This is a genomic window from Pseudomonas sp. ML2-2023-3, assembly GCF_037055275.1.
In the GTDB taxonomy this organism is placed as follows: domain Bacteria; phylum Pseudomonadota; class Gammaproteobacteria; order Pseudomonadales; family Pseudomonadaceae; genus Aquipseudomonas.
Genome location: NZ_CP146343.1, coordinates 3356153 through 3379727, shown reverse-complemented (window position 1 = coordinate 3379727; position 23575 = coordinate 3356153). Strand labels below are relative to the sequence as shown.

The 23575-nt window shown below is 57.7% G+C and carries 18 protein-coding genes; 6 read left to right on the top strand and 12 right to left on the bottom strand.

The annotated features are described in order from the left end of the window. The first annotated feature begins 236 nt into the window (after nucleotides 1-236). Nucleotides 237-863, top strand: a complete 627-nt coding sequence (gene ycaC, locus V6P94_RS15455) for an isochorismate family cysteine hydrolase YcaC (RefSeq protein WP_338647519.1) — start codon at nucleotides 237-239, stop codon at nucleotides 861-863. Nucleotides 864-1205: 342 nt separating this feature from the next. Here the strand turns inward: ycaC and V6P94_RS15450 are convergent, their stop codons facing one another. Together V6P94_RS15450 and V6P94_RS15445 are read right to left on the bottom strand one after the other, a co-directional pair. Continuing rightward, nucleotides 1206-2480, bottom strand: coding sequence for a glucarate dehydratase family protein (locus tag V6P94_RS15450; protein ID WP_338647517.1), 1275 nt, complete (start codon nucleotides 2478-2480; stop codon nucleotides 1206-1208). Next, nucleotides 2477-3832, bottom strand: a complete 1356-nt coding sequence (locus V6P94_RS15445; RefSeq protein ID WP_338647515.1) for an MFS transporter — start codon at nucleotides 3830-3832, stop codon at nucleotides 2477-2479. The genes V6P94_RS15450 and V6P94_RS15445 overlap by 4 nt, the downstream gene beginning before the upstream one ends. A 107-nt stretch (nucleotides 3833-3939) precedes the next feature. Here V6P94_RS15445 and V6P94_RS15440 point away from each other — a divergent pair, with 107 nt between their 5' ends. Then, a complete protein-coding gene (locus tag V6P94_RS15440; protein ID WP_338647512.1) occupies nucleotides 3940-4842 on the top strand; it encodes a LysR family transcriptional regulator in 903 nt (300 codons plus the stop codon). A gap of 94 nt (nucleotides 4843-4936) precedes the next feature. On the opposite strand, the gene V6P94_RS15435 is transcribed toward V6P94_RS15440, so the two are convergent. The 7 genes from V6P94_RS15435 to V6P94_RS15405 all read right to left on the bottom strand — a co-directional run bounded on the left by V6P94_RS15435 (nucleotide 4937) and on the right by V6P94_RS15405 (nucleotide 14769). Beyond that, on the bottom strand, nucleotides 4937-5533 hold the full coding sequence (locus V6P94_RS15435; RefSeq protein WP_338647510.1) for a LysE family translocator: 597 nt from the start codon (nucleotides 5531-5533) through the stop codon (nucleotides 4937-4939). A 108-nt stretch (nucleotides 5534-5641) separates the two neighbouring features. Then, nucleotides 5642-6478, bottom strand: a complete 837-nt coding sequence (locus V6P94_RS15430; RefSeq protein WP_338647508.1) for an AraC family transcriptional regulator — start codon at nucleotides 6476-6478, stop codon at nucleotides 5642-5644. A gap of 233 nt (nucleotides 6479-6711) precedes the next feature. Beyond that, complete coding sequence (locus tag V6P94_RS15425) at nucleotides 6712-8826, bottom strand: EAL domain-containing protein (RefSeq protein WP_338647506.1); 2115 nt, start codon at nucleotides 8824-8826, stop codon at nucleotides 6712-6714. 9 nt (nucleotides 8827-8835) lie between these two features. Beyond that, nucleotides 8836-9225, bottom strand: coding sequence for a response regulator (locus tag V6P94_RS15420; protein ID WP_235573437.1), 390 nt, complete (start codon nucleotides 9223-9225; stop codon nucleotides 8836-8838). Next, nucleotides 9210-10940, bottom strand: coding sequence for a PAS domain-containing sensor histidine kinase (locus tag V6P94_RS15415; RefSeq protein ID WP_338647501.1), 1731 nt, complete (start codon nucleotides 10938-10940; stop codon nucleotides 9210-9212). Before V6P94_RS15415 ends, V6P94_RS15420 begins: the two co-directional genes overlap by 16 nt. Before the next feature lie 186 nt (nucleotides 10941-11126). After that, nucleotides 11127-12590: an MFS transporter gene (locus V6P94_RS15410; RefSeq protein WP_338647499.1), complete on the bottom strand. Its 1464-nt coding sequence runs from the start codon at nucleotides 12588-12590 to the stop codon at nucleotides 11127-11129. A 283-nt stretch (nucleotides 12591-12873) separates the two neighbouring features. Continuing rightward, on the bottom strand, nucleotides 12874-14769 hold the full coding sequence (locus V6P94_RS15405; RefSeq protein WP_338647497.1) for a sigma-54-dependent Fis family transcriptional regulator: 1896 nt from the start codon (nucleotides 14767-14769) through the stop codon (nucleotides 12874-12876). A gap of 243 nt (nucleotides 14770-15012) precedes the next feature. Here V6P94_RS15405 and V6P94_RS15400 point away from each other — a divergent pair, with 243 nt between their 5' ends. Further along, nucleotides 15013-16836 (top strand): NAD(P)/FAD-dependent oxidoreductase, encoded by a 1824-nt coding sequence (locus V6P94_RS15400; RefSeq protein WP_338647494.1) that lies wholly within the window; start codon nucleotides 15013-15015, stop codon nucleotides 16834-16836. 69 nt (nucleotides 16837-16905) lie between these two features. Here the strand turns inward: V6P94_RS15400 and V6P94_RS15395 are convergent, their stop codons facing one another. Together V6P94_RS15395 and V6P94_RS15390 are read right to left on the bottom strand one after the other, a co-directional pair. Further along, complete coding sequence (locus V6P94_RS15395) at nucleotides 16906-17619, bottom strand: FadR/GntR family transcriptional regulator (protein WP_219261924.1); 714 nt, start codon at nucleotides 17617-17619, stop codon at nucleotides 16906-16908. A gap of 107 nt (nucleotides 17620-17726) precedes the next feature. Next, the gene (locus tag V6P94_RS15390) at nucleotides 17727-19463 is read right to left on the bottom strand and encodes an IlvD/Edd family dehydratase (protein WP_338647490.1); all 1737 of its coding nucleotides are present in this window, start codon (nucleotides 19461-19463) and stop codon (nucleotides 17727-17729) included. 190 nt (nucleotides 19464-19653) lie between these two features. Here V6P94_RS15390 and V6P94_RS15385 point away from each other — a divergent pair, with 190 nt between their 5' ends. Further along, on the top strand, nucleotides 19654-20976 hold the full coding sequence (locus V6P94_RS15385; protein WP_133079462.1) for an MFS transporter: 1323 nt from the start codon (nucleotides 19654-19656) through the stop codon (nucleotides 20974-20976). A gap of 16 nt (nucleotides 20977-20992) precedes the next feature. Then, nucleotides 20993-21985, top strand: a complete 993-nt coding sequence (gene araD1 / locus V6P94_RS15380; RefSeq protein ID WP_338647486.1) for an AraD1 family protein — start codon at nucleotides 20993-20995, stop codon at nucleotides 21983-21985. Between the two features lie 49 nt (nucleotides 21986-22034). On the opposite strand, the gene V6P94_RS15375 is transcribed toward araD1, so the two are convergent. Further along, complete coding sequence (locus V6P94_RS15375; protein WP_133079460.1) at nucleotides 22035-22334, bottom strand: helix-turn-helix transcriptional regulator; 300 nt, start codon at nucleotides 22332-22334, stop codon at nucleotides 22035-22037. Nucleotides 22335-22417: 83 nt separating this feature from the next. Between V6P94_RS15375 and V6P94_RS15370 the strand changes: the two genes are divergently transcribed. Next, a complete protein-coding gene (locus V6P94_RS15370; protein WP_338647483.1) occupies nucleotides 22418-23509 on the top strand; it encodes an NADH:flavin oxidoreductase/NADH oxidase in 1092 nt (363 codons plus the stop codon). The last annotated feature ends 66 nt before the right edge of the window (nucleotides 23510-23575 follow it).

Sequence of the window (23575 nt, the reverse complement as noted above, 5' to 3'; positions counted from 1 at the left end):
ACCAGGCATTCGCAGGGTATTTGCATAACCCGTTCAGGTGTTCAGCCTTCAACTGCGCACCACCGGTTATTACCTGTCCAGGCACCCTGCTCGCTCACCCAAAATGCTGCAGATGCATTGTCTCGTTCAGGTGGACAGTCAATCGTTTTTCAGGTGCTTTTTCGTCGCTGATCAGAACATTAATCTGAGCTCATCGCTGAACGACAGCCACCCGCCACTTCGAAAAGGATTCCACCATGACTAACGCAACTTACAACCGCCTGAACAAAGACGACGCCGTAGTTCTGCTGGTCGACCACCAGACAGGCTTGATTTCTCTGGTGCAGGACTTCACACCCAACGAGTTCAAGAACAACGTGCTGGCCCTGGCTGACGTCGCGAAATTCTTCGAGCTGCCTACCATCCTCACCACCAGTTTTGAACAGGGCCCCAACGGCCCGCTGGTTCCCGAACTCAAGGAAATGTTCCCGGACGCGCCGTACATCGCTCGACCAGGCCAGATCAACGCCTGGGACAACGAGGACTTCGTCAAGGCGATCAAGGCAACGGGTCGCAAGCAATTGATCATCGCCGGCGTGGTGACAGATGTCTGCGTAGCGTTCCCAACGTTGTCGACACTGGCTGAAGGGTTTGACGTGTTCGTGGTAACTGACTCTTCGGGGACGTTCAACACCACCGTACAACAAGCGTCCTGGAACCGCATGAGCCAGGCTGGCGCCCAGATGATGAACTGGTTCTCTGTCGCGTGTGAGCTGCAACGCGATTGGCGCAACGATATTGAAGGCCTGGGCAACCTGCTATCTCAGCGTATTCCCAACTACCGGAACCTGATGAACAGTTACTCCGCGCTGACTGCTAGCTGAAAACCGGCATAGCGTTCACGGCAATGTTGTTCACTTAAGTAATTTCTGCCTCTGTGGGAACGGGCTTGCTCGCGATGGTTGTTAACGGTGACGCGTATTTACCAAGTAAATGCTGCGCACTGAAGACCCTCGCGAGCAAGCCCGCTCCCACACTGAGCCGCGTTGCTCTTGAGTGAACAACATTGCTGCTCTGCGGGCCCTTTTGCCTATTAGCTCGCAATCGGTCCATCAAGACTGCAAACAGAGCGTCCAGAAGCAGCAACAACCCGATCCAAAACCTGATCTCTCAGCACCTCTACGACTGCACGCTGAACACAGCGGGCAACCCACCACGCAAAGTACTCAGAACCGAGGTTTTAGCGCTTGCCAGTCAGGCTTGTACCGCTGCATTTGTTTCACATCATCGCGCTGTCGAATGCCGCAAGTGAGGTACAGATCATTCAACTTTGCCAATTGCTCATAATCCAGCTCAAGCCCCAGTCCCGGCGCGCGAGTGATTCTCACGCAACCATCAACGATGGGTATCTTTCCGCCTTTGACCACCTCTTCATCAGGCTCTTGCCACGGATAGTGAGTGTCGCAGGCATAGTCCAGGTTGGGCACTGACGCGGCAACATGGGCCATGGCCATCAGGCTGATACCCAGGTGTGAGTTGGAATGCATGGATACGCCAACACCAAATGTCTGGCACATCTTGGCCAGGTGCTGAGTATCCCGCAGGCCGCCCCAGTAATGATGATCGGCCAAAACAATTTGCACGCTGTCGAGGGCAACGCTGCGCCGGAACTCGTCAAAGTCGGTGACGACCATGTTCGTTGCCAACGGCAAACCAGTGAGTCTGTGCAGCTCGGACATACCCTCAAGACCAGGGGTTGGATCTTCGTAATATTGCAGGTCGTCACCCAACAACTGCGCCATCCGGATTGAGGTTTCCAGAGACCAGTTACCATTGGGGTCAATGCGTAACGGGTAGCCCGGGAAGGCTTTCTTCAGGGCTTTGATGCATGACACTTCGTGCTCAGGGGGTAGAGTCCCGGCCTTGAGCTTGATGCTCTTGAAGCCGTAAGCCTCAATCATTCTTCGTGCCTGGGCGACGATCTGTTCCTCGTTCAGCGCCTCGCCCCAAGCGTCAGGTTGGTAAGGCGAATCCACATGCTGCGCGTACTTGAAAAACAGGTAAGCGCTGAACGGGATTTCATCGCGCACTGCGCCACCCAGCAAATCCACCAGGGGTACATTCAAGGAGCGCGCTTGCAAGTCCATAAACGCGACTTCGAACGCCGAGTAAGCATTGCTGACGGCCTTGCTCGCGTGAGAGCCGGGTGCCAGCTCCGCGCCAGCAATACTCTGCGGTGCGTGGGCTGCCACGGTAGCCCGGACGATTGCCCGCAACTGATTCAGGTTGAACGGGTCAAGGCCTATCAATTGCGCCTGCAACTGCTGCTGGATCGCCAGCGCAGGGGCGTCGCCATAGCTTTCACCGAGGCCGATATAGCCAGTGTCGCTCTCTATTTCGATGATGGAGCGCAGGGCATAGGGTTCGTGAATACCGCTGGCATTGAGCAACGGTGGATCACGGAAGGCGATGGGGGTGACGGTAACTCGTGTGATTTTCAAGAAGCGGCTCCCGCAGGGTCAATTTTCAAGGTGTTGTGAGTAGCAGTGGATTGAGCTTGGCCAGCCGGCGTCGTGCGAACAAAAAATATCACCACCGCCGCCAGGAGCGATGTGGCTGCAAGCCCGTACAGACCACCCTCGATAGAGCCCGTGGTTTGCTCCAGAAAGCCGAACGCGGTAGGAGCAACGAATCCGCCAAGATTACCGATGGAGTTGATCAACGCGATGACAGCCGCTGCAATACGTGCGTCCAGATAGCCCTGAGGAATCGGCCAGAACAGCGCTGAAGCTGCCTTGAAACCAATCGCGGCGAAACAGATGGAGATAAAGGCGAACACAGGGCCGCCGGTAGTCGACATGAACATACCGAGCGAGGCAATCACCAGCGTCAGCGCGACCCAAGCCTGCTGGTGTTTCCATTTGCTGGCCATTCCGGCAAAGCCATACATGGCAACAATGGAAATCAACCACGGAATCGAGTTGAACAGCCCAACCTGGAAATCATCAAAACTGCCCATCTTTTTGATCATGCTGGGCAGCCAGAATGTCGCGCCATAAATGGTCAGGGCAATGGAGAAGTAGATGAAGCAAAACAAGGCGATCTGCTTGTCGGCCAGCAGCCTTAACATCGAAGGCTTGACCGTCAGCACCGCCTCACGGGCTTGTTGCTCCAGAGCAATCGCGTTGATCAATGCGCCCTTCTCTTCTTCGCTCAACCATTTCGCATCACGAGGATGGGATTGCAGCCAGAACCAGACGAACGCGCAGAGAACAATCGAGGCAAAACCTTCTATCAGGAACATCCATTGCCAGCCGTGCAGGCTTAAACCACTTACGTGTAACAGGGCACCGGACACCGGGCCGGAGATCACCGAGGCAATCGCCGAGCCGCTGAGGAAGATCGCCATCGCCTTACCCCGCTCAGTCGACGGCAACCACTGAGTGAAGTAGTAGATGATCCCCGGGAAGAAGCCCGCCTCTGCCGCGCCCAGAATAAAGCGCAGCACATAGAAACTGGTTTCACCGCGCACAAAAGCCATCGCCATTGCCGCAGCGCCCCACGTGAACATGATACGGGTCAACCAGGCTCTTGCACCGTAGCGCTGCAGCAGCATATTGGACGGCACTTCGAAGATCGCGTAACCAATGAAGAACAACCCGGCTCCCAGACCATAAGCGGCGGCGCCAATGCCCAGATCGGTTTCCAAATGACTGCGGACAAAGCCAATATTGACCCGATCGATGTAGTTGACGATGAACATCACCACAAACAAGGGCAGAACATGACGCTTTACCTTGGACGCGGCCCGGGCAAGTACCGTGGCGTCAGGCATCGGGTGAAGGGTATTCAAAGGGGCAACTCCCAATCATTGTTTTTTTAGGGACAGCCCGATGATGGACGCGCACATTGTTCCCGTCTAATCTAACTTGGCATTCGATTGATACCAGGATTAGATCAATGTTCGAACTGACCCAGCTGCGCTGCTTCACCACGGTGGCCACAGAACTTAACTTTCGGCGCGCTGCTGAACGGTTGAACATGACCCAGCCGCCCCTCAGTCGGCAGATTCAATTGCTGGAGCACCACCTGGGCGTGGAACTGTTTACCCGCACCACCCGCAGCGTGGCCCTGACCGCAGCGGGCCGGGCTTTTTTCATCGAAGCACAAAACCTGCTTGAGCGTGCCCAGCAAGCGGCGACCAACGCCCGACGCTTCGCAGAGGGTGATATCGGCTCAGTCAACATCAGTTTTGTAGGCAGCGCGGTGTATGAGTTTTTGCCAAAGGTCATTGCCGAAGCCAGGCTCAAGCAACCCCAGGTCAAAATTGATCTCTCAGAGATGAACACCTACCAACAGCATGAAGCGTTGCGCGCACGCCGAGTCGATCTGGGCATCACCCGGGCACCGCTGCTGGAGCCCGGTTACGCCACCGAGTGCCTTGTTCGCGAACCCTTTGTGCTGGCGCTGCCCCGGCATCACCCGTTAGCCCAGGCCAGCGATATCTCAGTCAAAGACTTGGATGCCCAGCCCTTCCTGATGTATTCCCACGCAGCGTATCCACCGTTCAACGAACTGCTGACCGGCATGCTGCGATCAGCTCGCGTTGCACCGGAGTACGTGCAGTGGCTCGGTTCATCGCTCACCATTCTGGCGCTGGTCAATGCTGGGATGGGCCTGGCCCTGGTGCCGCGCTGTGCAAGCAGTGTGGTGTTCAAAAACGTGATTTTTCGCGATATCGATCTGGGCGAAGGGGTGCAAAGTGAATTGCACCTGATTTGGCGAGAAAATAACGACAACCCCGCGTTTGCCATGTTGCTCGAAGCCATACGCCGGGCAGTGCGCGAAGGTTGGGGTGAGTAGCGCCTTTGGCCGCGAGGTAAATCGCCAGTGCTGCGGTTGATCGCAGGACTGGCGCTTACGTTAAGTGGCAAACGCCATCAGGGCACGAACTAAACTATGCCAGCACCGTCAGCCAGGCCGACACCAGCAGCAAGAATGCCAAAGCATGATTCATGCGTTTGAATGCCTGTGGTGAACCAAACGCCCGGGCACTGCCTGCGCCGAGTAACGCCCACAGGGTCATGCACAGCACAGAGACCAACAGGAACAGCAACGACAACACCATCAGCCGCGTGGTCTTGTCGCTGCCACCGGCAAATACGCTCACCACTGCTACGGCCATCATCCAGACCTTAGGGTTGACCAATTGCAAGGTGGCTGCACCGAGCACGTTGAGACCATCCTCGCGCGAAGAAGGTGAATCCAGGGAGGGCGGCGCGCTTTTAAATATCTGCCATGCCAGCCAACTCAACCAGAGTACCCCGGCCCAAGCGATCACCGTCTGCACTCGCGGAAACTGCAGCAGGGTTTCACCCATGCCGAGCCCGACGGCAAACACAATCAGCGTCGCAGCCATGCAGGCGCCAAAAATAATGGGCAGTGTGGCACCCACCCCCCATCGCGAACTATGGCTCAGCACCAGAATATTGGTCGGCCCAGGGGTGATCGAAGCAACGAACGCAAACAGCAGGAAAGGCAGCAAAGACTCCATGAGTCAGTCTCCCTGAAGACGTATCGAAGGGGCAGATGAGAACAACGAAAACGACATGGCATGGGCTCCTTGATCAGATAGGAGGCCATGGTCGCCGGTCAGCGGGATTCAGTCTGGAAGGTTTGAGCAGCGCTTGCGGTAATCGGCGGGTGTGAGCTGGTAGGCGCGACGGAACCAGCGCCCCATATGACTCTGATCGGAGAACCTAAGGGTACTGGCCACCTGTGCAGGCGACTCGCTCCGCGCCAGCAACTGCCGAGCTTTGGCCAGCCGAAGCTGAATCAAATAAGCATGGGGCGCCAGCCCAAATGCTGCCTTGAAGGCTCGCGTCAGGCGAAAACGATCAACGCCACAGGCATGGGCCAGGTCGTCCAGCCCGACGTCCTCGTAGACATGGGCATGCAGGTAGTCACGTGCGACTTGGGCCACCAATGGCAGGCGGGGGTCAAATACCTTGTGCTTGCGCCAATCAAGGTGGCAAGTGAGCGCCCCGAGCAACGTGTCGATGGCGTTCTGACGCACAATGCGCAAGTCGCCCTCATGGAGTGCCTGGAAAGCGCTATAAATGGCAGTCGCCAGGCCCGGATCCTGACTCAATGTGTCGGCAAAGCCCGGTTGGCTGTTGACAGGCGCGTGCTCGAACAACGCAAGCAACTCCCGTTCCAGCCAGTGCGGATCGAGGTAGAGCATGGAATAGGTAAAACCCTCCTCGGTCGGTGCATGCCCATCGTGGATTTCTCCCGGTTCCAGCAGGAATACCTTGCCCGGAGTACTGAGATGGCGAACGCGACGGCAGTTGAACTGCTGCACACCCTGCTCGGTGACACCTACCAGAAAACTGTCATGCCAATGCGGATCGTAGGCATGCCCCTGAAAATGGGCGCGAATCGATTCAATCCCTGTATCAGCATCCTGGGACAGCTCAATCCAGTTGCGTTTATTCACGGAGCGCTCCAGAGGTAATGATTAAACGTGAAACGGTGAGGACGGCTAAATTACAACGCTTTGAAAAGAACGTTTAGAAGATTTGTGCAGGTTGTTGATGAGACATATCTGCAGATTCTGAACTGGGCCAAAAAACGAAAATCATGGCTTACACCTACCCTGTTCTGATTTTGATCATGGGCGACTTCACCATGGGATTCGTCGTTGATCCAGCCGAATCCGACGTTAGTGATCTAAGTAAAACACCCGTGTGCGCGCAAGTAAGTCTCTAGCTCAACAACCGGCAGTGGCTTGCTGAAAAGATAGCCTTGCACCTGATCGCAGCCGTTTTTCTTCAGAAAATCCAGTTGCTCAGGGGTCTCCACACCTTCGGCAATCACTTGCAGGTTGAGGCTATGGGCCAACTCGATAATGGTCCGGGCAATGGCTGCGTCTTGGGGGTTGGTGATCACCTCGCGGATGAAGGCGATGTCGATCTTCAGTTTGTCGATCGGGAATCGTCGCAGGTACGCGAGGCTTGAATATCCCGTACCGAAATCGTCTATGGAAACTTTGACTCCCAGTTGTTGCAAAGTCTGCAAGCTGGCGATGGTGTGCGAAGTGTTCTCCATGAGCGAGCTTTCCGTCAGTTCGATCTCAAGCCAGTGGGGATCTATCTGATCGTCGATCAGCGCCTGCTGAATGCTCGCAATGAAATCACTGTCTATGATCTGCTGGCAGGAGACGTTGACCGCCACCTGAATGCCCTCCTCACCTGCCCGTTGCCAATCGGCGATTTGCTTGCACACACGGGTGATCACCCAATTGCCGACCTGGGAAATCAGCCCCAGGTTTTCCAGTATCGGCACGAATACCGCTGGCGAGATATTGCCCTGCCCCGGTTGTTGCCAGCGCAACAGGGCCTCGAGCCCACAGACGCTGCCGTCGACCACACTGATCTTGGGTTGATAAAACAGCTCAAATGTCTGCTGTCTCACCGCATCACGCAGGGCGGTTTCAATCGCTTGGCGCGTTGAGGCTTCCTCATTCATTTGCGCCGTGTAGTAACGATAATTATCCCTGCCGAGCTTCTTCGCACGGTGCATGGCGGTGTTCGCGTGCCGGATCAACCCATGCGCGTCGTTCCCGTCGGCCGGGTACAGTGCAATGCCAATGCTGGCGGTCATCGCCGTGGACTGATCTCCCAACTGAAAAGGCTCGCGCAGGGTTTCGCGTATGCGCTCCACGGTTTGCAGGGGATCTGCCTGACCCTCGCGAATCATCAGGATCAGCGCAAACTCGTCACCATCCATGCGCCCCACTGTGTCGCTCACATTAAGGCAGTTGGTCAGTCGCTGCCCCACCTGCGCCAACACGCGATCACCCAGTTGGTGGCCCCAGGTTTCGTTGACGCGACTGAAGTCATCCAGATCAACCGTCACCACCGCCAGCTGCCAATGGCTGAGCGACGCTTGGGTCAGTCCCATTTGCAGGGTGGTAAAAAACAGTTTGCGATTGGGCAGCCCGGTCAACGTGTCGTAATGGGCCATTTTCAACATGCGTTGATCGGCGGCCTTGCGCTCAGTGATGTCATGGGCAATGCCGACGATAATCCAGTCATCACCTGTCTTGTATGCCTGGCGGTGGACTTCTACCGGAAGGAAACTGCCGTCCTTGCAGCGGATTTGTGTTTCCGTGGCTTCGCTTGGGCCCTTGCCCGCGATGATCTGGTCATACAACATTTCCAGGTGTTCGATGGAGTCATCGCTGAGGTCGGCGGGTGTTTTACCCAGCAGCTCTTGCGCGGTAAAGCCCAGTACCTGGCAGGCCCGTCGGTTGAACTCGATCAAGCGCATGGTGCTGCGATTGATCAGAAATATGGCATCGCCCGAAGCGTCCATCGCCGAGCGAAAGCGCTCAAGGTCGATGGTGCGTTGTTGCAATTGCTCTTCCAGCATCAGGCTGTGGCTTTTCAAATAATCGCCGAACGCCTTGAGCCTCAAAAGGTTGCGCACCCGCAGCCACAACTCTGCACTTTCCACGGGTTTGCTGAGGAAGTCTTCGGCGCCTGCTTCCAGACCGCAAATACGCGCACTGTGCTCTCCAAGGGCGGACAGCATAATGATCGGGATATTCGACGTGGCCTTGTTCGTCTTGAGCTGGCGGGCAACGTCGAAACCGTCCATGCCCGGCATCATGATGTCGAGCAGGATCAAGTCGGGGGGCTGTTCCTCGACCATGACAAGGGCCTCTTCTCCCGAACTGGCGGCCAGGGTTTGATACCCCTGATTCTCCAGCAGGATCTTCAGCAGTTTTCGGACATGGGGTTCATCATCGACAATCAATAGGGTAGCGGCAGGGTTGGGCATAGGAAGTGCTCAATGAGTGGGCTGCTGAGGCCGATTGCCTTGCAGCAACGTGTCGATGACCCGGTAAAGCTCCTTGTAGCGCAGAGGTTTGATGATGTAGGCATTACACCCCGCCAGCCGTGTTTTTTCTTCGTCTTCCTTCATGGCCATGGCAGTGAGCGCGATCACCGGGATGGCCGCGGTCAGTGCATCGCTCTTGAGCAACGAGGTGGCTTTGAGGCCATCCATTCCCGGTAACTGGATGTCCATCAGAATCAGCGCAGGCTGCAGCTCTCGCGCCAGCTTCAGCCCGGTTTCCGCATCTGCCGCACAAATCACGCTGTGGCCGGCACTGGTCAGCAGCAACCGGGCCAGCCGCATGTTGGCGGCATTGTCTTCGACGATCAGGATCTCGGCCATGGCGCCTCCACAGTGGTTAAACGACGGATCGGCAGCCAGACCACGAATCGTGCTCCGGCCCCTTCCCTGCTGGTCACCGCGACACTGCCGCCATGCAGCTCGGTCAACTGTTTGACCATGGCCAGGCCCAGGCCGGTGCCCTCGAATTTACGCGCCAGGCTGCTGTCGATTTGACTAAAGGCCTTGAACAACTTGTCCATATTGCCCTGGGCGATACCGATGCCGGTGTCACTCACGCTCAACTCCAGGAACACATCGTAATCGCTGTCCTGAACCTCGAAGCCATGCACGGGCCAATCACCCGCCAGTTTCCCCACGTGTTCACGGGTAACCTGGCGTACCGCCAACGTCACTACGCCCCCTGGCGCGCTGAATTTCACGGCATTGGCCAGCAGGTTGTAGACGATCTGCTTGGTCTTGCGCAGGTCGAGCTCAAAGCTGCCAAGCTCGGCATCGGTGTCGAGTTTCAACTGGATGCGTTGCAGTGCGGCTTTCTCGCGTACGATCAATAAACTGTTGCTCAGCAAACTCTGCAGTTCGACGGGCTCCAGCTCCAGCGCCATCATCCCGGCTTCGACTTTGGACAGATCGAGGATGTCATTGATCAGCGACAGCAAGTGTTGGCCACTGTTGAAAATGTCGGTGATGTACTCGCGCTGGGTCTCGCTCATGTCACCGACCAGGCCGTCCTTGAGCGCCTCCGAAAAGCCGATGACGGCGTTCAGCGGCGTGCGCAATTCATGGGACATGGTGGCGAGAAATTCGGACTTCATGTGGCTGGCGTGTTCGAGCTCGATGTTCTTCTCTTCCAGGGTTCGCTCGAAGCGCTTGCGCTCAGTCACATCTCGGGCAGCAGCGAACACGCCTTGCAACTTGCGGTCGCGGTCGTGAAAGGTCGCCGCGTTATAGGACACAACGGTTTCAGTACCGTTATAAGCGCGCACCGTCAGTTCATAGTCGCTGACCTTGTTTTCACTGAGTACCCGCTTGATGGCAGCGTCGGCGCGGGCCGGATCGGTGAAAAAGTTTTTGCACGGCGCACCAATCAACTCGTCCCGGGTACGCCCCGTGAGCGCCATCATCTGTTTATTGACATCGGAAATGATGCCCTGCGGATCTGTCATCATCAGGGCGTCGATGTTCGACTCGATCAACGAGCGCGTATAAAACTGCTGGTCGCGTAAACGCTGATCCAGCAAGGCCTGGGTCGCTTCTTCTTGTTTGCGCGCCGTGTTGTCGGTGCCGATCAGCAAGTAACCGATGATGGTTTCTGCGCTGTCGCGCAATGAGGTGACCGACACCATTGCCGAGAGGCGGCTGCCATCCTTGCGGATATAGGTCAGCTCATAAATGTCCTCAATCCCGCGAGAGGCCTTGAATACCAGCGCTTCGAAGCCAGGAGTGATCGGTGTATTGAGCTCAAGGCTCAAGGCGGCTGCGCGGGCAATCAATTCCGCAGGGTCGGAGATATCTGCCGGAGTGATCCGGTTGACCACGTCTTCGGACTGATAACCGAGCATGCGTTCGGCGCCGACATTGAAGATCTGGATGACGCCTTTTTCATCGGTAGCGATACTGGAAAAGTAGGCACTGTTGAAGATTGCGTCTTGAAGGGCGCCGGTCTTGAGCAGGGTTTTCTGCCGGCGAAACTCGACAAGCTTCTCTGCCCGGGACAGGGGCTCGGTGGGCGGACGGTCTACAGGCGGAGTGTCCATTGATACGTTTCCCGTTAACTCGCGAACCTGACCGTGATCACGGTGCCGTAAAGCGTGCTTACGGAAATCGCCCAAATGAGCGACTAAAGGCTTTTACACCATAGCAGAGGTGCTGGAGTAAGCGTAAACAGGGAAGCTTTTGTTCACGTGCAGGCGAGTTTTTCAACTGCCTGCACGGGAATGACCCTATTGGCTTTTGTGGTGTTTCAACACAAACCAGACCAACAGGCTCAATGCGCCGACGAGTGCAGCAGCCGTCAGCAAAACCACACTGTGAGAGGCGCTGAAAGCCTTTTGCCCCGCTGCAGCAAGCTGCTGACCTTGAATGCCTCCAAGTGCTTTTGCCGCAATCATCGTTTCACCAATAGACCGCACGGCTGTCTCGGCAATGGCAGATGGAATGCCCCCAGGCAGCTGTATGGATTTTTCATAAGTGGATACGAGAAGAATACCGAAAACGGTAATGCCCAGTCCGGTGCCAAGGTCGTAACTCGTGGCTTCAAGGGCTCCCGCAGAGCCCGCTTTCTCCATTGGAATGCTGTTCATGATCGCCACTGACGAGGCGGTTAAACCAATGCTGAGGGAAAGCCCCAGAGCCACCAGCATCACAATAACGGCCACCCCGCCGCTGCCCAGGTGTATTTGGGCCAACCCGACAAGACTGGCCGCAGACACCAGCAACGAGCAACTCGCAACCCACCTCAGGCCAATCGCCCGAAGGATGACGCCTGCAAGAGGCCCTCCGATTGCAGCCGCAATCATGAGCGGCATCATGAAAATACCGGCCTCCAGGGGGGTACGCCCCATGACGAACTGCAGTTCTTGAGCCAGCAGCAATTCGAACCCGGCAAGCGCACCCATGGTGACGAGAGCCATGACGATACCGGTGCTGACCGCCGGAATGGAAAAAAGGCTCAGATCAAGCATCGGCGTCGAGGTATTAAGTTGCTTGCGTACAAACCAGACAAGCATCAGCGCTCCGAATACAAAACATGCACCGGTAACGAATAGAGAGCTGTTGGTTTTGAAGCCCGACTTGAGAGCGTAAACACTTGCCATGACACCCAGGATCAGAATCACGGACTGTCCGATGGTCCAGTTTCCATCGCCGACCACACTTCGTCGCGGTATGTAGGCGATCACTAAGGGTATGACCAGCAGCATCACGGGCACATTGATCAGGAAGACCGACCCCCACCAGAAATGCTCAAGCAGTGCGCCACCCACCAAGGGCCCGATGGCGGCTCCGGTGGAAGCAACAGCGCCCCAGATACCCAACGCCACTGCTTGATCGCTCTGATCTTCAAACGTTTGTCGAATAATCGCGAGGACGCTGGGCATGACCATGGCGCCGCCGAATGCCATGAACGCCCGGGCCCCGATCAACGACCCAACGTTCGGAGAAAAGGCGGCCAATACGGAACCGGCGCAGAAGATACCCAGTCCAGCCAGCAGCATTCGGCGATGGCCGACCCTGTCCGCCAGCGTGCCCATGGGAATCAGCAGGCTGGCCATCAACAACGGGTAGATGTCGATGATCCACAGAATCTCGGTACCCGTTGCTTGCAACGCAAGGGTCAGTGACGGAACTGCGACATGAAGAATGGTGTAATCCAGGACAATCGGCATGAAAGCCAGAATGACCGACATGAGGACTAACCAACGGTTTGAATTGCCATTAGACACAATAAAGAGACCTTTTTTACCGGGATCCCGGCTTTCAAACGCTTGTCAGCCATTTGAATCCGTTGTTGTTACCACGCTTGCGCCCCAAGGCTGCGCCGCGATGCTAACCGATATTCCCCCGCTTTCCCGCCGTGCAAATGTGAAGCTTTGTGAAGTCGCAGGTTTGAACCAGGACGATCCTTTCCCGCCCTGTAAACCTCGGTCAAATACTGCCAGGGCGAGGACACTCGACGATCTCGCTCTGCACTCAACCGGGTCGTGAAATACCGTGCTGGCGCAGTTTGCGATAGAGCGTATTGCGGCTAATCCCCAGGCGGGCGGCAACATGGGCGATGTGCCAATGTTCTGCCTCGATCAACGCCAGCAGCGTCTGGCGTTCGCAGACTTCCAGTGGGTTTTCGCCCGGCGCGGCCGTGGCGGGCGTTGTTGGCAGTAACTCCTCCAGGTCCTCCAAAGTAATGCGCCCCTCAGACGACAACGCGACCAGTGTGCGCAGACACGTACGCAGTTGCCGTACGTTGCCCGGCCAGGGCTGAGTCAGCAAACGCTCTCTGACACCTGCTTCCAGGCGAACCCTTGCGCCTTTTGCCTCTTCACGCAGCAGAAGGTCGAGCAAACTGCCCTTGTCTGAACGCTCGCGCAGCGGCGGAAGTTGCACGGTAAACCCGGCAACCCGGTAGAAAAGATCTTCGCGAAAGCGCCCTTGCGCCACACAGGCTTGCAGATCCTGGTGGCTGGCACTGACAAGGCGGACATCGAGCGCACGTGCCGTCGCACCACCGAGCGGCACCACCTGACGCTCTTCAAGCACCCGCAGCAGGCGAGTCTGTAACGCCAGTGGCATATCGGCGATTTCATCGAGAAAAAGAATGCCACCATGGGCCTGCTCCAGCTTGCCGATCATCCCGTCCTTGCGTGCCCCGGTGAAGCTGCCGCCGCGATAGCCAAACAGCTCGCTCTCGATCAGCGTCTCGGGGATGGCCGCGCAGTTGATCGCCACAAACGGCTGGTTCCTTCTGGAGCTGGCTCGATGCAGCGCCGCAGCAAAAGCCTCTTTGCCAGTTCCGGTTTCACCCTGTAAAAAAACCGGCACATCATGCTCTATAACACGCAGTGCTCGAGCAATGCCGCGTTGCAGGCGCGGGTCTTCGAGGCATACATGCACGTCATTGATTGTTTGAGGGGCAGGCGTGACTGAAGGCGCAGGGCGAACAGGTTCTCGCAACTGTACGTAAACCAGGCGCCCGTCTATCAGTCGCAAAGGCCAACAAACACTCGGTTGTGAACTGGCCTGACTGATCACCTGATCGACAGGTGTTTGCAGCAACATCGCCAGAGATTGCCCGACCACCTGGTCCCGGCTCAGGCCCAGAAGATCCAGCGCGCAATGATTGACTGAACAGATAGTCGCACTTTCATCGAAGCTGAGCAGGCCTTCACCCAGCAGCCCGACGAAGCCCGCCTCGGGATGGAAGCGCAGCAAATAGCGTTGAGGGTCATGCCCCAGGAAATAACAGCTCTCGATCAGATTGGCTGACAGTTGGGTCAACGCCATGGCTCTGAAGTAGTGCTGCTGGCTGTGATTATCCCGAACAGAAGAGAGGTTGAGCACGGCCAGCAACTCTCCATTCGCATCAAATACAGGGCTCGCCGAACAGCTCAGACCAACGTGCTTGCTACGAAAATGCTCATCACGACGGATGGTGACCTGTTGTTGCTCGACCAGGCAGGTGCCCACACCGTTGGTGCCTTCGCAATCTTCACTCCAGACCGAGCCGAGCCACAGCCCGGAGCGCTGGAAATCGGCTCGTTCGGACTCGTTGCACACACTGTCGATTGCCACACCGCGAGCATCGGTGAGTAGCACCACGTGGCCATCGCGTCCGAGCTGTTGGTGCAAGTGGTTCATCTGCCAGTGCGCTACAGCAATGATGTGTTCCAGGGGGGCGCGATGATCCTGCAAGCGCGGCTGTTCAACCACATGAGGTGCCCGGCGACTGGCGGGATCAAGCTGATACTGATCCAGGCACCGACGCCAGGATCGGGTGATGGCCAGGTCATTAACAGGGGCTTGGTGGGTGTGAGTACCCTGCACGGCTTGAAGCACTAGTTGTGCATGGTCGTTGATCAAGGCCGGCTTCATTATTCTTGTTCTCCCTTACGGTTGGAGCACGGGTCTGTTCGCAGCTTATATGAAAAGAACGCAATGAGCGCTTTATGCACCGAGTGACACTCTGTCATCCACCCTTCACGAATTCGTGACAGATCTGCGAATCAACACTTCAGCAATACCGCAGCAAGAGCTCTGCAATGGGGCTTTTGCGAAGGTGGCCCGAGCCTTGCTCTGGAGCAGGTTGTACAAAAACAACAAGATCGGAGAAGCCCAATGAACATTGCTGTTGAAAAACCGCTGCACACGCCGACTGCTCAGCTCGCGGCCTGGGTCGAAAACCTCGGTGAACGGCTCGCCCGGCGTGATGTGGACGGCGCTCTGGAACTGTTTGGCGAAGAGTGTCACTGGCGTGACCTGCTACTGTTCAGCTGGAACCTGGTGACCCTGGAAGGCAAGCCGGCCATCCGCGACATGCTCGAAACACGCCTGGAGCAGACGCGTCCTCAACAATTGAAACTGGAAGGTGAGGCGACGCTCAGTAACGGAGTACTCGAAGGCTGGATCAGCCTGGAAACCGATGCGGGACGGGGCAAAGGCTATGTTCGTCTGAAAGAGGGCCTGTGCTGGACGCTGCTGACCACCATGCGCGAGCTCAAGGGTTTTGAAGAGCCGAGCGGGCGCCGCCGTCCAAAGGGGGCCAATCATGACCACGACCATCCTGACAAACGCAACTGGCTGGAACGCCGTCGTGATGAAGAGGCCTCGTTAGGCATCACCACCCAACCTTATTGCCTGATCGTGGGCGGCGGTCAGGGCGGGTTGGGACTCGCAGCGCGGCTCAAGCGCATGGGTGTGCCTACTTTGATCGTCGACAAAGCCGAGCGCCCGGGTGATCAGTGGCGCAGTCGCTACAAGTCGCTGTGCCTGCACGACCCTGTCTGGTACGACCACATGCCTTACCTGCCCTTCCCCGACCACTGGCCCGTCTTCACCCCCAAAGACCAGATTGGCGACTGGCTGGAAATGTACACCAAAGTCATGGAACTCAATTATTGGCCGCGCACAGAATGCGAGAGCGCAAGCTTTGACGAGCAAAGCGGTACCTGGAGGGTTCAAGTGCTGCGCGACGGCGAGCGCATGACTTTACAGCCTGCCCAGTTGATCCTTGCCACCGGCATGTCTGGCGTGCCCAATGTCCCGCAATACCCGGGTGCCGAAACGTTCCGTGGCCAGCAGCATCATTCCAGCCGACACCCCGGCGCAGACGCCTGGCGCGGCAAGCACGCGGTGGTCATAGGGGCCAACAACTCGGCACACGATATCTGCGCCGACCTGGTGGAGAACGGTGCACAGGTGACCATGGTGCAACGCTCCAGCACCCACATCGTGCGTTCCGACAGTCTGATGGATCTCGTCTTCGGCGGGCTCTACTCCGAAGACGCCCTGGAAACGGGTTTGACCACGGACAAGGCTGATCTGCTGTTCGCTTCGATCCCCTACAAGGTCATGCCGGGCTTTCATAAACCCATCTTCGATGCGATCAAGGAACGTGACAAAGACTTCTACGAGCGCTTGGCCAAAGTCGGCTTCATGCTCGATTTCGGTGACGACGAGTCTGGCCTTTTCATGAAGTATGTTCGCCGTGGTTCTGGATACTACATCGACGTCGGCGCCTGCGAGTTGATCGCCAATGGCACGATCAAGCTCAAGAGCGCACCCGGCCTGGGTGTCGAGCGTATCGAAGCAGACGCCGTCATCCTCAACGATGGCACCCGGCTACCGGCAGATCTGATCGTTTATGCCACGGGCTATGGCTCAATGAACGGTTGGGCGGCGAAGCTGATTTCCCAGGAAGTCGCTGACAAGGTCGGCCGCTGCTGGGGCTTGGGTTCCGGCACCACGAATGATCCGGGCCCTTACGAGGGTGAACTGCGCAACATGTGGAAGCCGACACAGCAGCAAAACCTCTGGTTTCATGGTGGCAACCTGCATCAGTCACGGCATTATTCGCTGTATCTGGCCCTGCAGTTAAAAGCGCGCTTCGAAGGTATCGACGCATCCGTCTATAACCTTGCCAAGAGCCACCATACTGGCTGAGTCACGTGGCGCCTGGCCCTTGGTTGGGCGCCGCAACAGGTCGAATCGGGCTTGCCAGTATCAACCGCCCTACCCTTGGCTCAACACCACATCCAGCGCCATGCGCGCGTCTTCGAGCTGTACCAGCGTGGCCTGGCGCGCGCCCAAAGCGTCGCGGCTTTCGATCGCGGTCAAAATTGCCTTGTGCCGTGGCAGGGCAAGTTCGTGCAGGTTGGGTCGACGGTTGGAGTGCTTCATGGCTTCGCGCAAGGCCAATGACAGCATGTTGCACAAGTTGGCCAGCAAATCGTTGTGAGTTGCGTCGGCAATCCGGCTGTGAAAGTCCAGGTCGGGTTGCAGTAGCTCTTCAGGGCTGGAGGCACTTTCCATGCGTTGGTAGGCTTCTTGAATCGATGCCACATCTTCTGCAGTTGCATGCTGGGCTGCGAGCGCTGCCACGGCGGGCTCGATAATGCTGCGCACGGTGGTCAGCAAGCCAAAAAATTCATTTTGGGGCGAGGCCTGCAGCAACCAGTGCAACACATCAGGATCGAGCATGTGCCACTCGCGGCGTGGTTTGACCACGGTACCCACGCGCGGCCTGGAGTACACCAGGCCTTTGGCGACCAGGACCCGGGTGGCTTCGCGCAAGACCGGACGGCTGACCGCATATTCTGAGCAGAGCAATGCTTCGGCAGGCAGTTTGTCGTCGGATTTGAAGCGCCCGGACACAATCTGCAGGCCGAGTTCCTGAACGATGCGCGTATGCATGCTTTTGCGGTCGGAGGGCTGACGATAATCCATGGGGCGCGGGGCGATCCTTTCGATTCAAAGCGCGGATCATAGCAGGCGCGGGTTGATTCGCGCCCGCTCTGATTGTCATGGCGGGTTCGCTTTGCCGGTGTCGCCACTTAGTGGGAATGACGGGGTACTTCCGATCCTCGGCAGCCCACCAGGAAATCGAAATCGCAGCCTTGGTCGGCCTGCATGACATGGTCGATATACAACTGGCGATAACCGCCAATCAACAGGTTTTTTGGCGGCTCGATATCAGCCAGGCGAGCGGTCAGTTCGGCATCGGAGATATCCAGGTGCAGGCGTCCACTGGCGCAATCCAGTTCAATCCAGTCACCTTCCTGCACGGCTGCCAGTGGTCCACCGGCTGCGGCTTCCGGAGCCACGTGCAGCACCACCGTGCCGTACGCCGTTCCGCTCATGCGGGCATCGGAAATACGCACCATATCGGTCACGCCCTGAGCCAGCAGCTTGGCGGGCAGGCCCATGTTGCCCACTTCGGCCATGCCCGGGTAACCCTTTGGCCCACAGTTCTTCATCACCAGAATCGAGTCGGCAGTGACCGCCAGTTCAGGGTCATTGATGCGGGCCTTGTACATGTCGAAGTTCTCGAATACCACGGCCTGTCCGCGATGTTTCATCAGGGCCGGGGTCGCAGCGGATGGCTTGAGTACCGCGCCCAGAGGCGCCAGGTTGCCGCGCAATACGCAGATACCGCCGTCGGCAACCAGCGGATTATCGATTGCCCGGATAACTTCGTCGTCGCCATAGATCGGTGAGTTTTTAACGTTCTCCCACAGACTTTTGCCGTTGACGGTCAACGCTTGCGGATTCGGAATCAGGCCGTTCTCACCCAGGCGCCGCAGCACGGCCGGCAGGCCTCCGGCATAGTAGAACTCTTCCATCAGGAAGCGGCCCGACGGCTGCAAGTCCACCAGGGTCGGAGTGCCCCGGCCTATGCGGGTCCAGTCATCCAGTTCCAGGTCCACGCCAATCCGCCCGGCGATGGCCTTGAGGTGAATCACGGCGTTGGTCGATCCGCCAATGGCGGCATTGACCCTGATCGCATTTTCAAAGGCTTCCCGGGTCAAAACCTTGGACAGGCGCAAATCCTCGCGGACCATCTCGACGGCGCGCATGCCTGACATATGGGCCAGTACGTAGCGGCGCGAATCCACCGCCGGGATGGCTGCGTTATGGGGCAGCGAGGTCCCCAGCGCTTCTGCCATGCAGGCCATGGTCGAGGCCGTGCCCATGGTGTTGCAGGTACCCGCCGAGCGCGACATGCCGGCCTCGGCCGAGAGGAATTCGTCGAGGCTGATGGTGCCGGCTTTATAGGACTCGTGCATCTGCCAGACGATGGTGCCGGCGCCGATGTCCTTGCCTTTGTGCTTGCCGTTCAGCATCGGGCCACCGGTGACCACAATGGCCGGGACATCGCAGCTGGCCGCGCCCATCAACAGCGCCGGGGTCGTTTTGTCGCAACCGGTCAACAGCACTACCCCATCGATCGGATTACCGCGAATGGCTTCTTCCACATCCATGCTCGCCAGATTGCGCGTCAGCATGGCGGTAGGTCGCAGATTGGATTCGCCGTTGGAAAACACCGGGAACTCGACCGGGAAGCCACCCGCCTCGATGACACCACGTTTGACGTGCTCGGCGATGGTCCGAAAGTGAGCATTGCAAGGCGTCAGTTCCGACCAGGTATTGCAGATGCCGATGATGGGCTTGCCCTGGAACTGATGATCGGCAATGCCCTGGTTCTTCATCCAGCTGCGGTACATGAAGCCGTTTTTATCAGCGCTGCCAAACCATTGGGCGGAACGCAAGGGAGGATATTTGTCGGACATGTTGGCGGTCTCTTATTGTATGACTAATTATTTTCCGTACCGCTAAATTAGCCTTAAAAAAGCCAATGTGGAAGAGTTGTTGGCTAAATAGTAATACTATATAGTCGTTTTCACTGAGAGCTGATCCTGGCGAAAACCCGCTTGAGGCCACTCCAGAGGTTCCATAACAAAAACAATGGGAGACCGTCTCATGAGCCAGGAACTCCGGCTTATTCGCCGCATCACGCTTAAACTCATTCCGTTTCTGATCCTGCTGTACCTGATTGCTTACGTCGATCGCTCGGCGGTGGGCTTTGCCAAGCTGCACATGGGCGCTGATATCGGCATTGGCGATGCAGCCTATGGCCTGGGTGCGGGCCTGTTTTTCATCGGCTATTTCCTGATGGAAATCCCCAGCAACCTGATGCTTGAGCGTTTCGGCGCTCGGCGCTGGTTTGCCCGGATCATGCTGACCTGGGGCGCCATTACCATTGGCATGGCCTTTGTGCAGGGACCGCACAGCTTCTATGTCATGCGTTTCCTGCTGGGGGTCGCCGAAGCGGGATTCTTTCCTGGCGTGCTGTACTACATCACCCAATGGTTCCCGGTCCGCCATCGCGGCAAGATCCTGGGGCTGTTTATCCTGTCGCAACCTATCGCCATGATGATCACCGGGCCCGTGTCCGGCGGCTTGCTGGGCATGGATGGCATCCTGGGTCTGCAGGGTTGGCAATGGCTGTTCATTGTGATCGGCATGCCCGCCATTCTGTTGACCTGGCCCGTACTGCGTTACTTGCCGGACGGCCCGCAACAGGTCAAGTGGATGGATCAGGGTGAAAAGGACTGGCTGCAAGGCGAGCTGGAAAAGGACTTGCAGGCCTACGGTCAGACCCGTCATGGCAACCCGTTGCACGCGTTGAAAGACAAGCGCGTGTTGCTGCTTGCGCTGTTCTATCTGCCCGTCACCCTGAGCATTTACGGGCTGGGGCTGTGGCTGCCAACGTTGATTAAACAGTTTGGCGGCAGTGACTTGAGCACCGGGTTCGTGTCTTCGGTGCCCTATGTCTTCGGCATTATCGGCTTGCTCATCATTCCTCGCAGTTCCGACCGCCTCAATGATCGCTATGGCCACCTGGCAGTGCTCTATGTGCTGGGCGCCATCGGACTGTTCTTCAGCGCCTGGCTGACGGTCCCGATGCTGCAACTGGCGGCCTTGAGCCTGGTGGCGTTCTCGTTGTTTTCCTGTACCGCCATCTTCTGGACATTGCCGGGACGCTTCTTCGCCGGTGCCAGTGCGGCCGCCGGCATTGCCCTGATCAACTCGGTGGGCAACCTGGGTGGCTACATCGGACCGTTTGTGATCGGCGCGCTCAAGGAATACACCGGCAACCTGGCCTCGGGTTTGTACTTCCTGTCCGGGGTGATGCTGTTCGGCCTATTCCTGACGTTCGTGGTGTATCGTACCCTCGAACGCAAACACGTGCTCCAGCCGAGCGAATTTGCCGCCAGCGCCCGCGCGGCGACTCATCTTTAATCAAGGGACTTCCGTTATGCGTTTAGTACAATTTGAACTCAACACCGGCGAGCGCCGCGTCGGCCTGGTAGACGGTGACCTGGTACGTGAAGTGCTGGGGGCCAACAGCGTGCGTGATTTGGCCCTCGCGGCCATCGAAGCGGGTGTGAGCCTGGCACAGCAGGTCGACCAGCGAGGCCTGGGCATTGCCCATGACTACCCGGCGTTGTTGGCCGAGTTGCGCATCCTCCCCCCTCTGGATCATCCGGACCCGGCCCATATGCTGATCAGCGGTACGGGCCTGACCCACCTGGGCAGCGCATCTGCGCGAGATAAAATGCACCAGCAGGCCGGTGATGAAGCGGCGTTGACCGACACCATGCGCATTTTCAAATGGGGAGTGGAAGGCGGAAAGCCCGCCGCCGGTCAGGCGGGCGTGCAACCGGAATGGTTCTACAAGGGCGATGGCAGCATCGTCGTACGGCCGGGAGCTGCCTTCCCACTGCCACCGTTTGCTGAAGACGCAGGCGAGGAGCCGGAAATCGGCGGCCTGTATGTCATCGGCCACGACGCAAAACCCTATCGACTGGGGTTCGCGGTAGGTAATGAGTTCTCCGATCACGTGATGGAACGCAAAAACTACCTTTACCTTGCTCATTCCAAATTGCGCAGCTGCTCGTTTGGGCCGGAACTGCGGGTCGGCGCATTGCCCCAGCATTTGTCGGGCCGCAGCCGAATCCTGCGCGACGGCGAGGTGCTATGGGAAAACGAGTTTCTGAGTGGCGAAGCCAACATGTGCCACAGCCTGGAAAACCTTGAATATCATCACTTCAAGTACAGCCAGTTCCTGCGTCCAGGTGATGTGCATATCCACTTTTTCGGCACGGCGACCTTGTCGTTCGCGGACGGCATTCGCACACAGCCGGGTGATCGCTTCGAAATCAGCCAGGCCGATTTCGGCGCGCCGTTGATCAACGGTATCGCCCCGGTCGATGGGGTATTCGCGCCCGGCGGCATGGGCACACTTTAAAGGAGCGCCCCCGAGGAAAACCCTTGGCCGTAGCTGCGCCGCAGGGCAATCAGGCCTGGGACAGGATGCAATCCAGCAAGCCCGGGAAGCGCTGGTTGAGCTCCTGCGCGCGCAGTGAGTTCATGTGCGTGGTGCCGACATTTCGCGTATGAACAAGCCCTGCGTCGCGCAAGACCCGGAAGTGATGGGACATGCTGGACTTGGGCCGACCGCCGTCCAGCTCGCCGCACGAGGCTTCAGCGACGCCCGCAAGGTAGCGAACAATCTCGAAACGGACGGGGTCGCTCAGGGCGTAAAGCAAACGCTCGAGAATAAAGTCAGATGGAACGGGATGTTTGAAGGTACGCATGTGTCGATGATAACGAAGGCTTTTAATGAATGCCATATTTCGATTACTATCGAACAAGCGAATCAATCTACCGGAGCCTGCACATGTCTGCCCTGTTCGAACCGTACACCTTAAAAGACGTCACCTTGAGAAACCGCATTGCCATTCCGCCGATGTGCCAGTACATGGCAGAGAACGGCATGGTCAATGACTGGCATTTGGTCCACCTGGCCGGTCTGGCACGGGGCGGCGCTGGCCTGGTTGTGGTCGAGGCGACGGCCGTTTCCCCGGAAGGACGTATCACCCCCGGATGCGCAGGCATCTGGAGCGATGCCCATGCCCAGGCTTTTGTGCCTATGGTAAAGGCGATCAAGGATGCCGGTTCTGTGCCCGGTATTCAGATCGCGCATGCCGGGCGCAAGGCCAGCGCCAACCGCCCCTGGGAAGGCGATGATCACATCCCTGAAGGCAATCCTCAGGGTTGGCAGACTATTGCGCCCTCGCCTGTCGCGTTCGGCGCCAATCTGCCTAAAGTCCCCAAGCAAATGTCCCTTGAAGACATTGCCCGCGTGCGCCAGGACTTCGTGGATGCGGCACGTCGTGCCCGTGATGCCGGTTTTGAATGGATCGAGCTGCACTTTGCGCACGGCTACCTGGGCCAGAGTTTCTTCTCCGAGCACTCCAACCAGCGCACCGATGAGTACGGTGGCAGCTTTGAAAACCGCAGCCGATTCCTGCTTGAGACGCTGGCCGCTGTGCGCGAGGTATGGCCGGAGAATCTTCCGCTCACTGCGCGCTTCGGGGTCATCGAGTACGACGGGCGTGATGAGCAAACCCTGACTGAATCGATCGAGTTGGCGCGACGTTTCAAGGACGGAGGGCTTGACCTGTTGAGCGTCAGTGTAGGTTTCACCATCCCGCAAACCAATATCCCGTGGGGCCCTGCCTTCCTGGGCCCGATCGCCGAACGGGTGCGTCGTGAGTCGGGTCTGCCAGTGACTTCTGCATGGGGCTTTGGTACCCCGCAGCTGGCAAACGCCGCTATCGAATCTCGCCAGCTGGACCTGGTGTCCGTGGGCCGGGCGCACTTGGCGGATCCGCACTGGCCGTACTTTGCAGCCAAGGAACTGGGGGTTGAAAAGGCCTCTTGGACACTCCCTGCGCCCTACGCACACTGGCTTGAACGCTACAGATAAGTTCGATTCCAGCCTCTGTGGGAGCGGGCTTGCTCGCGATGGCATCACCTCGATGTGCCTTTCAGA

What these genes read in the sequence shown, in the direction of transcription:
- V6P94_RS15400 (WP_338647494.1), top strand. Translation starts at nt 15,013, where the DNA reads ATGAACATTGCTGTTGAAAAACCGCTGCACACGCCGACTGCTCAGCTC.
- V6P94_RS15390 (WP_338647490.1), bottom strand. Translation starts at nt 19,463, where the DNA reads ATGTCCGACAAATATCCTCCCTTGCGTTCCGCCCAATGGTTTGGCAGC.
- V6P94_RS15405 (WP_338647497.1), bottom strand. Translation starts at nt 14,769, where the DNA reads ATGAAGCCGGCCTTGATCAACGACCATGCACAACTAGTGCTTCAAGCC.
- V6P94_RS15415 (WP_338647501.1), bottom strand. Translation starts at nt 10,940, where the DNA reads ATGGACACTCCGCCTGTAGACCGTCCGCCCACCGAGCCCCTGTCCCGG.
- V6P94_RS15385 (WP_133079462.1), top strand. Translation starts at nt 19,654, where the DNA reads ATGAGCCAGGAACTCCGGCTTATTCGCCGCATCACGCTTAAACTCATT.
- V6P94_RS15410 (WP_338647499.1), bottom strand. Translation starts at nt 12,590, where the DNA reads ATGTCGGTCATTCTGGCTTTCATGCCGATTGTCCTGGATTACACCATT.
- V6P94_RS15425 (WP_338647506.1), bottom strand. Translation starts at nt 8,826, where the DNA reads ATGCCCAACCCTGCCGCTACCCTATTGATTGTCGATGATGAACCCCAT.
- V6P94_RS15420 (WP_235573437.1), bottom strand. Translation starts at nt 9,225, where the DNA reads ATGGCCGAGATCCTGATCGTCGAAGACAATGCCGCCAACATGCGGCTG.
- V6P94_RS15375 (WP_133079460.1), bottom strand. Translation starts at nt 22,334, where the DNA reads ATGCGTACCTTCAAACATCCCGTTCCATCTGACTTTATTCTCGAGCGT.
- V6P94_RS15435 (WP_338647510.1), bottom strand. Translation starts at nt 5,533, where the DNA reads ATGGAGTCTTTGCTGCCTTTCCTGCTGTTTGCGTTCGTTGCTTCGATC.
- ycaC (WP_338647519.1), top strand. Translation starts at nt 237, where the DNA reads ATGACTAACGCAACTTACAACCGCCTGAACAAAGACGACGCCGTAGTT.
- V6P94_RS15370 (WP_338647483.1), top strand. Translation starts at nt 22,418, where the DNA reads ATGTCTGCCCTGTTCGAACCGTACACCTTAAAAGACGTCACCTTGAGA.
- V6P94_RS15395 (WP_219261924.1), bottom strand. Translation starts at nt 17,619, where the DNA reads ATGGATTATCGTCAGCCCTCCGACCGCAAAAGCATGCATACGCGCATC.
- araD1 (WP_338647486.1), top strand. Translation starts at nt 20,993, where the DNA reads ATGCGTTTAGTACAATTTGAACTCAACACCGGCGAGCGCCGCGTCGGC.
- V6P94_RS15440 (WP_338647512.1), top strand. Translation starts at nt 3,940, where the DNA reads ATGTTCGAACTGACCCAGCTGCGCTGCTTCACCACGGTGGCCACAGAA.